This is a genomic window from Rhizobium sp. BK212 (genome assembly GCF_014197475.1).
GTDB classification, from domain to species: Bacteria; Pseudomonadota; Alphaproteobacteria; order Rhizobiales; family Rhizobiaceae; genus Rhizobium; species Rhizobium anhuiense.
In genome coordinates this window covers 285,718-299,038 of sequence record NZ_JACIFS010000007.1, presented here as the reverse complement: position 1 = coordinate 299,038, position 13,321 = coordinate 285,718, and the positions used below count along the sequence as shown (strand labels likewise).

12 protein-coding genes are annotated in these 13,321 nt (G+C 61.8%); 2 read left to right on the top strand and 10 right to left on the bottom strand.

The window, feature by feature from the left end; genetic code table 11:
• Positions 1 to 9: 9 nt before the first annotated feature.
• The 5 genes from FHT79_RS22720 to FHT79_RS22700 all read right to left on the bottom strand — a co-directional run bounded on the left by FHT79_RS22720 (position 10) and on the right by FHT79_RS22700 (position 5,145).
• Positions 10 to 822: an ABC transporter permease gene (locus FHT79_RS22720; protein ID WP_183904159.1), complete on the bottom strand. Its 813-nt coding sequence runs from the start codon at positions 820 to 822 to the stop codon at positions 10 to 12.
• Complete coding sequence (locus FHT79_RS22715; protein ID WP_183904158.1) at positions 812 to 1,774, bottom strand: ABC transporter permease; 963 nt, start codon at positions 1,772 to 1,774, stop codon at positions 812 to 814. Before FHT79_RS22715 ends, FHT79_RS22720 begins: the two co-directional genes overlap by 11 nt.
• Positions 1,771 to 2,757, bottom strand: coding sequence for an ABC transporter ATP-binding protein (locus FHT79_RS22710; RefSeq protein ID WP_183904157.1), 987 nt, complete (start codon positions 2,755 to 2,757; stop codon positions 1,771 to 1,773). Before FHT79_RS22710 ends, FHT79_RS22715 begins: the two co-directional genes overlap by 4 nt.
• Positions 2,758 to 2,956: 199 nt before the next feature.
• On the bottom strand, positions 2,957 to 4,117 hold the full coding sequence (locus FHT79_RS22705) for an ABC transporter substrate-binding protein (RefSeq protein WP_183904156.1): 1,161 nt from the start codon (positions 4,115 to 4,117) through the stop codon (positions 2,957 to 2,959).
• A gap of 119 nt (positions 4,118 to 4,236) precedes the next feature.
• Complete coding sequence (locus FHT79_RS22700) at positions 4,237 to 5,145, bottom strand: LysR family transcriptional regulator (RefSeq protein WP_047616258.1); 909 nt, start codon at positions 5,143 to 5,145, stop codon at positions 4,237 to 4,239.
• Between the two features lie 179 nt (positions 5,146 to 5,324).
• Between FHT79_RS22700 and FHT79_RS22695 the strand changes: the two genes are divergently transcribed.
• Positions 5,325 to 6,074: a hypothetical protein gene (locus tag FHT79_RS22695; protein ID WP_183904155.1), complete on the top strand. Its 750-nt coding sequence runs from the start codon at positions 5,325 to 5,327 to the stop codon at positions 6,072 to 6,074.
• 167 nt (positions 6,075 to 6,241) lie between these two features.
• Here the strand turns inward: FHT79_RS22695 and lysS are convergent, their stop codons facing one another.
• The 5 genes from lysS to FHT79_RS22670 form a co-directional block, all read right to left on the bottom strand.
• Positions 6,242 to 7,738, bottom strand: a complete 1,497-nt coding sequence (gene lysS, locus FHT79_RS22690) for a lysine--tRNA ligase (RefSeq protein WP_063475288.1) — start codon at positions 7,736 to 7,738, stop codon at positions 6,242 to 6,244.
• Between the two features lie 22 nt (positions 7,739 to 7,760).
• Positions 7,761 to 9,227, bottom strand: a complete 1,467-nt coding sequence (gene gltX, locus FHT79_RS22685; protein WP_183904154.1) for a glutamate--tRNA ligase — start codon at positions 9,225 to 9,227, stop codon at positions 7,761 to 7,763.
• Between the two features lie 245 nt (positions 9,228 to 9,472).
• A complete protein-coding gene (locus FHT79_RS22680; RefSeq protein ID WP_183904153.1) occupies positions 9,473 to 10,222 on the bottom strand; it encodes a TerC family protein in 750 nt (249 codons plus the stop codon).
• 106 nt (positions 10,223 to 10,328) lie between these two features.
• Entirely contained in the window at positions 10,329 to 11,168 is an 840-nt protein-coding gene (locus FHT79_RS22675) for an AraC family transcriptional regulator (protein WP_183904152.1), read from the bottom strand.
• A 105-nt stretch (positions 11,169 to 11,273) separates the two neighbouring features.
• On the bottom strand, positions 11,274 to 11,954 hold the full coding sequence (locus FHT79_RS22670) for a TetR/AcrR family transcriptional regulator (RefSeq protein WP_047616269.1): 681 nt from the start codon (positions 11,952 to 11,954) through the stop codon (positions 11,274 to 11,276).
• Between the two features lie 152 nt (positions 11,955 to 12,106).
• On the opposite strand from FHT79_RS22670, the gene FHT79_RS22665 reads away from it, so the two are divergent.
• Entirely contained in the window at positions 12,107 to 13,321 is a 1,215-nt protein-coding gene (locus FHT79_RS22665; protein WP_183904151.1) for an HlyD family secretion protein, read from the top strand.

Genomic DNA, 13,321 nt, shown 5'->3' with positions numbered 1-13,321 from the left:
TTCTCCCTGTTATTTGCCGGCGCCGGCGATCTGGTCGCCGTCGCGGGTGAGGTAGTAGGCTGCCAGGATCGGCAGGAAGGTGACGAGCACCACGACCATGGCGACCACGTTGGTGACCGGGCGCTGGCGTGGGCGGATGAGTTCTTCGAGCATCCAGATCGGCAAGGTCGATTGCTGGCCGCCGGTGAAGGTGGTGACGATGACCTCGTCGAAAGACAGCGCAAAAGCGAGCATGCCGCCGGCAAGAAGGGCGGTGCCGATATTCGGCAGGATGATATGGCGGAAGGTCTGGAAGCCGTCGGCGCCGAGATCCATTGAGGCTTCGATCAGCGAGCCGGAGGTGCGGCGGAAGCGGGCGACGGCATTGTTGTAGACGACGACCACGCAGAAAGTGGCGTGGCCGAGCACGATGGTCCAGACCGAAAACGGGATGTCGAACAGGCTGAAGGCGGAGCGCAGCGCAATGCCGGTGATGATGCCGGGAAGGGCGATCGGCAGGATGACCAGCAGCGAGATCGCCTCGCGGCCGAAGAATTTCGTCTGACTGACGGCCGCCGCACAGAGCGTGCCGAGGACCAGCGCGATCGCCGTGGCGATGACGGCAACCTGTACGGAGAGGCTGAGCGCCGACCAGACGTCCGGCCGGTTCCAGGCAACGGCAAACCATTGCAGCGTCAAACCCGGCGGTGGCCATTGATAGCTCTTTTCCTCCGTCGTGAAGGCATAGACGAAGATTAACAGGATCGGCAGGTGCAGGAAGAGCAGTCCGACGGCTGCGGCGATCTTCAGGGGCAGCGGCGATGTCTTGAGGTCAGAGCGCATCGAAGGCCCCCATCTTCTTGGCGAGCGACAGGTAGAGCGCCATGATGACGATCGGCACGATGGAGAAGGCGGCCGCCAGCGGCACGTTGCCGGCTGTCCCCTGCTGGGCATAGACGGCCTGGCCGATGAATAGCCTGGACGAGCCGATGATCTGCGGGATGATGTAATCGCCCAACGTCAGCGAGAAGGTGAAGATCGAACCGGCGACGATGCCGGGCAGTGCCAAGGGCAGCAGCACGGTACGGAAGGTCTGGCGTGGCGTGGCGCCGAGATCCGCCGAGGCCTCGATCAGGTTGCCGGGCACGCGCTCGAGGGCTGCCTGCGTCGGCAGGATCATATAGGGAAGCCAGATATAGACGAAGACGATGAAGGTGCCGAGGTAGCTCACCGAGAGCGAATTGCCGCCGACGACAGGCAGGTTAAGGACGGCGTCGAGCAGCCAGGAGAGATGGAGTTTTTCGAAGATCCAGGTGAGGATGCCTTCCTTGGCGAGGATCAGCTTCCAGGCGTAGATCTTGACGAGATAGCTCGACCAGAGCGGCAGCATGACGCCGAGATAGAAGAGCGCCTTCCATTTGCCTTGCGCATAACGCGCCGCGTAATAAGCGATCGGAAAGGCGATCAGGGCGGAAGCGATGGTGACCAGCGCCGCCATGACGACGGTGCGGATGATGATGTCGAAATTCGCAGGATTCAGCAGCTGGGCATAGGTCGAGAGGGTGAATTCGTAATTCACCAGACCGGAGAAATCGTCGATCGAGAAGAAGCTCTGCAGAAGCAGGGCGATCAGCGAGCCGATATAGATGATGCCGAGCCAGAGCAGTGGCGGCGTCAGCATCAGGAAAAGCAGCAGCTTCGGGTGCCGCCAGAAGGCATCCGACAACTGGCCGAAGAAGCCGCCGCGCCCCGGAAGGATCGATGTCTTGCCGCCTGAGATGGTGAGCGCCGTCATGCCGCATCATCCATGTAGTGGATATCGGCCGGCTGCCAGGCGAGGCGGATGCCGGCTCCGACATCCGGCACAAGCGCACCTGCCGGCAGCATGACATGCAGCCGGCTGCCCTTGAGATCGACGCTGAGACGCGTGGCGGCGCCCAGGAAGCTCGCATTTTCGACTTTCGCCTCGACGCCGTCGCTTGTCAGCCGGATCGCCTCGGGACGCAGGCTCGCCCAGCGTTTCTCGCCGCCGAGCAAGGCCATCAGATCAGGCGCGATGACGTTGGAGGAGCCGACAAAATCGGCGACGAAACGGGTCTTCGGGCAGCGATAAATATCCTGCGGCGTGCCTTGCTGGACGATATTGCCATCGTTGAAGACGGCGACGCGATCGGCCATCGACAGCGCCTCGCCCTGATCGTGGGTGACGAAGACGAAGGTGATGCCGAGCGCGCGCTGCAGGCTCTTCAATTCCTCCTGCATCTGCTCGCGCAGCTTCAGGTCGAGTGCGCCGAGCGGCTCGTCGAGCAGCAGCACCTTCGGCTTGTTGACCAGCGCGCGGGCAAGCGCCACGCGCTGCCGCTGGCCGCCAGACAGCTGACCGGGGCGGCGGCCGCCATAACCTGGCAGCTTGACGAGCTCGAGGGCATCGCCCGCCGCCTTCATCCGCTCCGCCTTGCCGACACCCTTGACCATCAGCCCATAGGCGACATTGTCGAGGATATTGAGGTGCGGAAAAAGCGCGTAGTCCTGGAACACGGTGTTGACGTTGCGGCGATAGGGCGGAACGCCGTCGGCCGTTTCGCCGAAGATCTGGATATGGCCCGATGTCGGCTGCTCAAAGCCGGCTATCAATCTCAAACACGTCGTCTTGCCGGAGCCGGAGGGTCCGAGCATGGCGAAGAATTCGCCCGGCGCAATCTCGAGATCGACGCCGTCGACGGCGCGAACCTGGCCGAAATGGCGCGATACCTGCTGGAAACGGACAGCTGACGTCATGGGGGCTCCGGGTCGTGTGTGTTCAGTGAGAGGCTCGGTCTTGGTCAACAAAGACCCTGCCCCAAACCCCTCCCCACGAGGGGGAGGGGCTTAACCTGCCGTACCCTTTCGCAAATACCTTGGTGTTTCGGCAGGATTCGGCGGCGCCACTCAGACCCCCTCGTAGGGAGGGGACTTTATGGACGCGGACCGGCCCGGTTCATCGCCCGCCGATCACTCCGATATAATCCGACACCCAGCGATGATAGGGCACGCATTCGCTCTGCGTCGTGCATTTGGCGACCGGGGTTTTCCAGAACTTGATCTTGTCGAAGTGATCGAAGCCGTTGGTGGCGCAGCCGGCCTCGCCCATCAGTTCGTTGCCCTTGCAGGCTGCGGGAACCGAGGGCACGGCGCCGAACCAGGCGGCGGCATCGCCCTGGACCTTGGCCTTCAGCGAATGTTCCATCCACATATAGGCGCAGTTCGGATGTTCGCTGTCGGCATGCAGCATGGTGGTGTCGGCCCAGCCGGTGACGCCTTCCTCCGGGAAGGTGGAGGCGATTTTCTGCTTGTCGGCCTGCAGCAGGTTTACCTGGAAGGGCCAGGAGCCGGAGGCGACGACGCCCTCGTTCTTGAAGTCGTCGATCTGGATCATCGCGTCGTGCCAGTAGCGCGAGACGAGCTTGCGCTGGCCGCGAAGCAGGTCGAGGGCGGCCTTGTACTGGTCCTCGTTTAACTCGTAGGGATCCTTGATGCCGAGATCCGGCTTGTGGGCCATCAGATACATGGCGGCGTCGGCGATATAGATCGCGCCGTCATAGGCCTGGACGCGGCCCTTGTTCGACTTGCCGTCGGGCAGCGTCTGCTCCTCGAAGACGACGTTCCAGCTGGTCGGCGCCTTGTCCTTGAAGGCATCGGTATTGTACATCAGCACGTTCGGTCCCCAGAGATAGGGCACGCCGTAATGGACGCCGCCGACCGTGTACCATGGGCCGTTCTGCAGGCGCTCGTCGACGGTCTTGAAGCTCGGGATCAGATCGGTGTTGATCGGCTGGACGCGCTTGCCGGCGATGAGGCGCAGCGAGGCGTCGCCGGACGCCGTGACGAGATCGAAACCGCCCTCGTTCATCAGCGAGACCATTTCATCCGAGGTGGCGGCGGTCTTGACGGAAACCTTGCAGCCGGTCTCCTTTTCGAAATCGGTGACCCAGTCATAGTTCTTGTCGGTTTCGCCGCGTTCGATATAACCGGCCCAGGCGACGATGCTGACCGCACCTTCGCCCTTGCCGAGCGCCTTCAGCGGTTCGGCGGCGACCACCTGCGTCGCGAAGCTCAGGCAGGCAAGCGCTGCCGTGCAGGATTTCAAGAGATTCGTCATCATCCGTCTCCCGGTCTGGTGCCACTTTTGTGGCGGTTCGTTCCCGGATGAAAAGGTGACGCGAAAAGGTCGCTTTCGCAAATTCATTTATCAGAAGGGCGTTATCGGAAATTCCGATATCAGCGGATGCGGCCGGACCGCAGGCTTTCGGCGATGCCGACGAAATCGCGCGCCGCCTGCGGCAGGCTGGAACCCTTGCGCCAGACCATGCCGACCTGGACGACCGGCAGCGAACCGGAGACGTCGCGGCTCTCGATGCGGTCGCCTTCGAGCGACCAGGGCCGGTAGACGAGATCGGGAAGCAGCGCCACGCCGGCTCCCGTTGCAACCAGGCTGCGGACCGCCTCCACCGAGCGGGTGCGGAAGGCGACATGCGGGCGGGCGCCGAGTGCCGAGAGCAGCTTGCCGGTATTCTCCTCGATTTCGTCGACCGTCAGCATGATCAACGGTTCGCGGGCGATGTCGGCGACCGAGATGATGTCGGCCGACACCAGCGGATGGCCCATCGGCAGCCACAGCCGATAGGGGGAGGTTTCGAGGATTTCCGCCTGCAGCGCCATGCGGTCGCGCAGGTTTGAGATCACCATGACGGCGACATCCAGTTCGCCGCCGACCAGGAGATGTTCGAGGTAACCGCCATTGTCCTCGATGGCGCTGACCTCGATGCCCGGGCAGGCGCGCCGGTATCGCGCCAGCAGGTCGGAAAGCACATAGCCGGCGACGAGCGAGGTGACGCCGATGTTCAGCGTGCCGGAAAGGGTGCTTTGCTGGCCGGAGAAGCTGGTCCGCGCATCGGAGACGGAGGCCAGGATCTTTGTCGCGTGGCGCAGGAACTGGTGGCCGTTATGGGTGATCGTCAGGCCGCGCGGATGACGCTCGAACAACTCGACGCCGAGGTCGGTTTCGAGCTCCTTCAGCGCTTCCGTCACCGAGGATTGCGAGATCGAAAGGTTCTGCGCGGCGCGCGTTACCGACCCCTGTTCGGCGACGGCGACGAAATATTGAACCTGGCGAAGCGTGAAGGCCATGGGCGTTTAGAGCATGGCGCAACAGGCCGTGGCAAGCGGCCTAAAAAAGTGGACCTTTTTTGGTGTTTTTCCAAAATGGCGCAGGCTTTGCGCGCCCACTTAAACTTTCTGAAACGTCATTTCCTTAGCGTTCTCAGCACTAGTCCTGCGTTGGAGTTTCAGATGGCGGAGCAGTTGGCGTGAAGGCCTTACTGCGCATCTTCCGGCCCTCCCGGAAATTGGCAATCATCATCGGTGGAGTCGCTCTTCTGGCGGGCGTTTCCGGCGGTGCGGCGGTCTATGTCGGCAAGGACAGGCTGATCGGTGCTGCTGGTGGCGGCTACGGGCTCGAATGCAGCGACGTCAACCTGGTGACGATCCGCAAGCAGAACCACGTCTGGGTGCGCAAATACATCAAGACCGAACCGACCGACGGGATGACGCGCGTCAGGACCGCGCTTCGTGTCGCCCAGGCTGTTTATGCCGCGCAGAAGCCGGATCTGGTGCAGGTGGTGGTGCTCGACGAGAACGGCCCGACGTTGCGTGCCGACATTCGCGGCCGGGCGATTGGCGCCGATGTCGTCTATATCCCGCATCCCGATCAGACCGTTCCCGGCCTTAACGACAAGTCCTATACGGCGCGCTATTATGACGGCAAGGCCAGCGAAAACGGGCTGTTCTTCGGCGAACGGATAGACATGCCGTCCGAGGAGGTCGCCATGATCAGCGCCGCCTTCAAGGACCCCGAGGATTGCGTCGATCCGGTCGCGGTTGGCTCGACGAAGAACGGGGAAAAAGCCAGGGAAACGAAGGCTGCCGGCGGCGGCCATGGTGTCGCACCGGCGGGCGAAAGCGAAGCCGCGCCTGCCGCAGAGGGCGGGAGCGCCGATGTGGTGGCGGAGGCCCCGGCCGAAGAGCCGCCGGAAACCGCGCCTGCCAAGAAACACTGATTAAACGGCATGAAAAAGCGGAGCGCCGGCTACAGCGCCGCGCGTCTTTCAGACGCGCAAAGGACGCTGTCGCACTTTGAATCGCTGCATAATTTTATCCGTAAATCGATTCCGATTTAAGGAATTATGCAATGGCACTCCGCTTCGTTTCTCTGCGTCTTTTTCCGTCAGTCGGCCTTGTTGCGGCGGGCCGGGAAGAGGATGACGTCGCGGATCGACGGCGCGTTGGTGAGAAGCATGATGAGGCGGTCGACGCCGATGCCGAGGCCGCCGGCCGGCGGCATGCCCTGATCGATCGCGTCGAGGAATTCCTCGTCCAGTTGCTTTTCCTTCTCGCCGCGGGCATGCGCCTGTTCGAGCTGCTCGACCATGCGGCGGCGCTGCTCTTCGGGATCGTTGAGTTCCGAGAAGGCGTTGCCGAGTTCCCAGGCGTTGCAATAGGTCTCGAAACGTTCGACGAGGCGCGGCTCGCCCGGCACTTCCTTGGCGAAGGGCGAGATGTCCTTCGGGAAATGCGTGACATGCGACGGCTGAATCAGTGTCGATTCAACCTTTTCCTCGAAGATGAAGGCGAGGCATTCGCCCCAGGTCCAATCCTTCTCGACCGCGAAGCCGGCAGCCTTGGCGGCGGCGCGTGCCTCTTCATCGGTCTTGATGGCGCGGAAATCGATGCCGGTCGCTTCCTTGACGGCATCGGGCATCGGCACGCGCTTGAACGGTCCTTTGAAGGAGATCCGCTTGTCGCCGAAGTCGAATTCCGTCGTGCCGTGAATGGAGAGCGCCAGGGTCTCGAACAGCCGCTCGACGAGGTCCATGACGTCCTCGTAATCGGCATAGGCCCAGTAGCACTCCATCATGGTGAATTCGGGATTGTGCCGGGTGGAGACGCCTTCGTTGCGGAAGTTCCGGTTGATCTCGAAGACCTTGTCGGTGAGGCCCGAGACCAGCGTGCGCTTCAAGAACAGTTCCGGCGCGATGCGCAGATACATGTCGAGCTTCAGCGTGTTGTGATGCGTCTTGAACGGCTCGGCGGTGGCGCCGCCATAGACCGAATGCAGCATCGGCGTCTCGACTTCCATGAAGCCGTCATTTTCCATGAAGCGGCGAATGCCGGAGACGATCTTCGAACGCTGCTGGAAGCGGAGCTTCGAATCCTCGTTGGTCATGATGTCGAGATGGCGCTTGCGGTACCGCAGCTCGATGTCGGAGAGGCCGTGCCACTTCTCGGGCATCGGCAGCAGCGACTTCGTCAGCATTTCGATCTTCTGCGCATTGATCGTCAGCTCGCCACGCTTGGTGCGGCGGACGATGCCGGTGACGCCGATGATGTCGCCGATGTCGATCATCGGCAGCAGGGCGCGGGCCTCCTCGCCGGTGACGTCCTTGTGCGAGAAGATCTGGATCTTGCCGGAGGCGTCATGGATATCCATGAACATGCCGGAGTTGCGCGAGGAATAGACGCGGCCGGCGACGGTGACGACATCCTGCGTCTCTGTATCCGGCTCCAGGCTCTCGTATTTCGCGGTCAGCTCGGCATTGCCCATCGTCCGATGGAAATGCGCCGGATAGACCTCGCCGATCTGTTCGCGCAGCAGCTTCAGCTTCTGGGCGCGCACCTCAGTCGCGTCGGAGGAGAGGGTGTTTTCGGTCTTGTTGTCAGCCACTGTCGAAATCCTCTGACTGTTCTTACTTCGAGCCGACGAGGGCGGCGACCGCCTGTGCGGCGAGCTTCAGGCGCTGGCGTACGACGGAGCGGCCGAGGATCGCCATGGAATCGAAGAGCGGCAGGGACCGCGACGAGCCGGACACGGCGACGAAGAGCGGCGAGACCACGACCTTCAGTTTCTTGCCCATGCGGTCGGCGATCGCGCGCAGCTCGGCCTCGATCGTCTCGACATTCCATTCCAGGATCTTTTCGAGATCCGGCTGAACGGTGTTGAGGATCTCGAGGATCTCCTCCGGCGGCGACTTGATCTTGGCAAAGTCGGAAGGCTGCAGGCCGAGATCGGACTTCAGCAGGAAGCCGGCGAGATCGGGCAGCTCGCCGAGCTTGGAAATGCGCGTCTGCGACAGCCGCAGGCCTTGCTTCAGACGATCGTTTTCCATCGCCCAGCTCAGCACGCGTGCCTGGAATTCTTCTTCCGACAGCTTCTCGCGGATCCAGCGGCCGTTCAGCCAGTCGAGCTTCTGAATGTCGAAGATCGCACCGGCCTTGGAGAGGTTTTCCGGGTCGAATTTTTCGGAGAGCTCGTCTATCTCAAGCAGTTCTTCGCCTTCGGCGATCTGGATGAAGAACAGGCCGAGGAAGTTCATCAGCGCTTCCGGGATATAGCCGAGCGCGGAGTAATAGGAGATCGAGGTCGGGTTCTTGCGCTTCGACAGCTTCGATTTGTCGGCATTGCGCATCAGCGACAGATGCATGAAGACCGGCTGATCCCAGCCGAAGTAGCGATAGAGCAGGATGTGCTTCGGCACCGAAGCCAGCCATTCCTCGCCGCGCGCCACATGGGTGATCTTCATCAGATGGTCGTCGATGACGTTGGCCATATGATAGGTCGGCATGCCGTCGGCCTTGATGAGGACCTGCATGTCGACCGAATCCCACGGGATGGAAACATCGCCGTAGACGCCGTCCGTGAAGTCGCAGGAGCCTTCGGCCGGGATCTTCATGCGGATGACGGTCGTTTCGCCGGCGGCCATGCGTGAGGTGACTTCCTCAGCCGTGAGGCTGAGGCAGAGACCGTCATATTTCGGCGGCTTGCCGGCGGCGCGCTGGGTTTCGCGCATCTGCTCCAGCCGCGCGGGCGTGCAGAAACAGCGGAAGGCATGGCCCTTGTCCAGCAATTCCTGCCCGTAAGGCTGGTACATTTCCTTGCGGTCGGATTGGCGATAGGGGCCGTAGGGGCCGCCGATATCCGGGCCTTCCTTCCATTCCAGCCCGCACCATTTCAGTGCGTCCAACACCTTCGTTTCGAATTCCGGGGTCGAGCGCGTCGCATCGGTATCCTCGATGCGCAGGATGAACTCGCCGCCATGCTTCTTGGCGAAAAGATAGTTGAAGAGAGCGATGTAAGCGGTGCCGACATGCGGCTCGCCGGTCGGCGAGGGAGCGATGCGGACGCGGACGCCGGTAGCTGTCCCGGAAACTGTCATTGTGTGTGCCCGTCAATGAATGCCGGACGGCTTTCATGGGAAAGCGACGTTCGGCCGGAAGGATGCAGATATCTTCATCGGCAAACCGGCCGGAAAAGGGCATGCGCCCGCACTCTCCGCCGATCGTCCGTTCGGCTGGCCTTAGGCCATATTCAACCGGGCGCGTCAAGAAAAACCACGTTTGCAAAGGCCTGATGGCGGCGGGTGAGGGCGCGGCGGTTCGGCCGCGCCCTCCAGCCCAAGCCTCAATGGGCGGCGTCGCGTTTTCGCTTGCGGCCGTTGCGCGCAAACATGTTCAGCACCTCGACCAGCGCCGAGAAGGCCATGGCGGCGTAGACGTAGCCCTTCGGCACGTGGAAGCCCATGCCTTCGGCGATCAGCGTCGTGCCGATCATCAGCAGGAAGGCGAGCGCCAGCATGACGATCGTCGGGTTCCTCTCGATGAAGTTGGCAAGCGGGGTCGCCGCAACCAGCATGACGGTGACGGCGGCGACGACTGCGATCACCATGATCGGCAGATGCGGCGTCATGCCGACGGCGGTGATGATGCTGTCGACGGAGAAGACCAGGTCGAGCAGCAGAATCTGGCCGATAGCCGATGCAAAGCCTGTCGTTGCCGACGTGGCGATGAAATCCTCCTGATGGTCTTCCGGGTCGACGGTATGATGGATTTCCTTGGTGGCCTTCCAGACGAGGAACAGGCCGCCGGCAATCAGGATCAAATCCTTCCAGGAGAAGCCATGGCCGAAGGCTTCAAATAGCGGTTCGGTCAGTTGCACGATCCAGGCGATGGTGCCGAGCAGAGCCAGGCGCATGACGAGCGCAAGGCCGATGCCGATCTTGCGGGCCTTCTCCCGGTGCTCGGGCGGCAGTTTGTTGGTGAGAATGGAAATGAAGATCAGGTTGTCGATCCCGAGAACGACTTCCATCACCACCAGCGTGATGAGCGCCACCCAGGCGGCCGGATCCTGAATGAGCGTCATGATTTCCTGCATCAGCGTATATCCCTTTTGCGTCATATGGATAAATGACGCTCGCAATGTAATGACGCCGGCCTGCCAGACAAGCGCCGCAAGGGGGTATACGAAAGTGATGTGACTTTTATTCCTTGATCGGCAACCAGATTTCGGTGACGCCCATGCCGGTATAGGGATCGAAGCGCTCGTCGTAGCGTTCGAACATGTCGGGTATCTCGCCGTGCTCCAGGCCGGATGTTGGCCACCATGCGCCAAAAATCCGGTTCATCGTCCCCGGAATGCCCGAGACATGGCCGCGATGGCTAAAGACGACGTAACGCTGGCCGGGAAGCTTGAGCGTTGCAAAATCCGCCGGCAGATCGCCAGCATCGGCGATTTCGGCTGCGGCCATATAGCGGAATTTCTCCGCTTCGCGGGTGATATGCGTGCAGATGCCATAGGCGACGTTGCCCTTCTGGCCGGGGATATGACCGAAATGGGCATTGAACTTCTGCCAGAGGGAGGGGATGGCGGCATTGCCACCATAGGGATAGATCTCCTGCAGGCCGGCAAAGAGCATCGGCGGAAGGGTTTCGAAGCGGGGCGGTTCGAGGTCGTTGAGGTGGGCGGGGTCCATTCTGATCGGCTCCAGCAAGATAAGGTTACGGGCGTGTCCCTGTCTGCGCACCGCATCCGGCGTCATGCCGAATTGGTCGCGGAAGGCACGGGTGAAAGCCTCGTGCGAGCCGTAGCCCGCGCAAAGCGCAACCTCGAGAATGGTCGATGAACCGCCGACCAAGGCCGGCACGGCGCGGCTGAGGCGCCGCCCTCTGATATAGCTGCTGATCGAGTGGCCGGTGACGAGCCCGAAGACGCGCGACAGATGGTAGCGCGACAATCCGGCGGCTTCCGATATCTCTTCCAGCGATATATCGCTTTCGAAATGGCTCTCTATGAACCAGATCGCCCGTCCAACGGCGCTCATCCTCACTCCCCTGGTTGCGGCTTCTTCCTTAAAGAAAAGCCGGCAGCCGGGTTTGATCGCAGTTGCGGACTTTTGGCCGATGGAGGCGGGCAGTCAAGGGGGCGGTCAGTCGGTCTTGTGTCGGGGCGCACCGTAGGCGGCCATGAAGACCCGGATGGCGCCGCGGATGACGCGCTCGATTTCGTCGCGAGACGGCGGTTCTTCCATGCTTCCGAACAGCCGGAGCTTGAAGAAGCTGCCGCTGGCGAGATCGAGAAACTGGCCGGCGGCCAGATCGATGTCGTCGATCTCAAATCTGCCTTCGGCGATGTGCCGCTCCAGGAAGTCGCGCATGATGGTGCGCAGGTTTTCCGGACCCTTGAAGAAGCGTTGACAGAGAACCGGCATGCGGTCGCGAACGCCGAGAACGGTGCGCATCGCGTTGATGACCTTTTCATCGGTCATATGGGTGACGAAGCTTATCCCGAATTCATACAGGCCGGCTTCGGGATCGTCATGTTCGGCAAGCGCCGTGCGCACGGCCGCCACGAAGGCGGCGCGCTCGGCCTCGATCATCGCCGAAAACAGTTCTTCCTTGTTGGTGAAATAGACGTAGAGCGTTCCCTTGGAGACACCGGCCTCGCGCGTCACGTCGTTCATGCTGGCGGCGTCGAAACCCATTTTCATGAAGACACGCTTGGCGCCGGCGAGAATCTGCTGGCGCTTGGCCGGATCTTCGCCTGCAGCAAATCGGCCTCCGGGCGCGGGAGGGCTGAAGACGGCGGCGTGGTCGGGGTTCAGCGTCATGTCTCCTTAACCGTGTTGACGGTTTCGTATTTTCTTTAAAAGAAATCGAACCGATTGGTTCTATACATCTTGATATGACGGTAAAATAGGTTTAAGTCAACTGAACCGAACCGTTCAGTTCGATTATTTACTCCAAGATCGGTAAAGTGGCCATGTCGAGCAACCAGAAGAGCAATGTCGCGCGGATTGTCAGCGAAAACGCCGAGACCGAAGAGGTCAAGGCCGAGGTCGCAACTGTTGCGGAAGCTCCGACGGCGGAAGCCCGCGAAGTCCCTTCCACTCCCGCCCAGTCGGCGCCGGCCTCGGTCGCCGCACCTGCGGCTGCGAAGAAACGCCGCAGCCCGGTGTTGCCGATCGTCGTGCTCGCCCTTCTCGCAGGCGGCGGCTGGTATGGTTATGAATGGTGGACGAACGGCCGCTTCATGGTGTCGACCGACGACGCCTATATCGAGGGCGATATTGCAACGATTTCGCCGAAGGTCACGGGCTACGTCGCGAAGGTGAATGTTGTCGCCAACCAGGAAGTCAAAGCGGGCGACGTGCTTGCCACGCTTGATAACGGCGACTATCAGAACGCCCTCGACCAGGCCCAGGCCCAGATCGCCACCGAACAGCTTTCGCTGCAGCGTATCGACGCGCAGATCGAAGGCGCCAATGCGAGCCTCGTGCAGGCGCGGGCGCAGAAGGTGGCACTCGAAGCGGCCGTTCGCGGTGCCGAGATCACCCAGAAGCGCCAGAGCGAGCTTCAGGCGAAGTCGGTCGGCACTGCCGCCGATCTCGACAACGCCAACATCGCTCTCGATCAGGCCAAGGCCAATCTTTCCGGCGGCGATGCCAACATCGTGGTTGCGCAGGCCAATGTCACCATTCTCCAGGCCCAGCGCAAAGAGGCTGAAGGCTCGGTCCGTTCGCTCGAGATCTCGCGCGACAAGGCTGCCCGCGACCTTTCCTTCACCGTGCTGAAGGCGCCTTATGACGGCATTGTCGGCAACCGCTCGGTCCAGGAAGGCGATCTCGTCTCGCCCGGCCAGCGCCTGATGGCGCTCGTTCCGGTGCGCCAGCTCTATATCGACGCCAATTTCAAGGAAACGCAGATCCAGCATCTGGTGGCGGGATCGAAGGTCAACGTGCATGTCGATGCCTATAGCGATCATCCGATCGTCGGCACCGTCGAATCGATCTCGCCGGCATCCGGCTCGGTCTTTTCGCTGCTGCCGCCGGAAAATGCGACGGGCAACTTCACCAAGGTGATCCAGCGCGTGCCGGTGCGCATCGCGCTGCCGCAGGATGCGCTCGATAGCGGCCGTCTGCGCGCGGGCCTGAGCGTCGTCGTCGACGTTGACACCCGTACGGCGCCGAGCAAGTAA

Excerpts from the sequence above, each read along its gene's own strand:
- FHT79_RS22720 (WP_183904159.1), bottom strand. The coding sequence starts at position 822 with ATGCGCTCTGACCTCAAGACATCGCCGCTGCCCCTGAAGATCGCCGCA.
- FHT79_RS22715 (WP_183904158.1), bottom strand. The coding sequence starts at position 1,774 with ATGACGGCGCTCACCATCTCAGGCGGCAAGACATCGATCCTTCCGGGG.
- FHT79_RS22710 (WP_183904157.1), bottom strand. The coding sequence starts at position 2,757 with ATGACGTCAGCTGTCCGTTTCCAGCAGGTATCGCGCCATTTCGGCCAG.
- FHT79_RS22705 (WP_183904156.1), bottom strand. The coding sequence starts at position 4,117 with ATGACGAATCTCTTGAAATCCTGCACGGCAGCGCTTGCCTGCCTGAGC.
- FHT79_RS22700 (WP_047616258.1), bottom strand. The coding sequence starts at position 5,145 with ATGGCCTTCACGCTTCGCCAGGTTCAATATTTCGTCGCCGTCGCCGAA.
- gltX (WP_183904154.1), bottom strand. The coding sequence starts at position 9,227 with ATGACAGTTTCCGGGACAGCTACCGGCGTCCGCGTCCGCATCGCTCCC.
- FHT79_RS22680 (WP_183904153.1), bottom strand. The coding sequence starts at position 10,222 with ATGCAGGAAATCATGACGCTCATTCAGGATCCGGCCGCCTGGGTGGCG.
- FHT79_RS22675 (WP_183904152.1), bottom strand. The coding sequence starts at position 11,168 with ATGAGCGCCGTTGGACGGGCGATCTGGTTCATAGAGAGCCATTTCGAA.
- FHT79_RS22670 (WP_047616269.1), bottom strand. The coding sequence starts at position 11,954 with ATGACGCTGAACCCCGACCACGCCGCCGTCTTCAGCCCTCCCGCGCCC.
- FHT79_RS22665 (WP_183904151.1), top strand. The coding sequence starts at position 12,107 with ATGTCGAGCAACCAGAAGAGCAATGTCGCGCGGATTGTCAGCGAAAAC.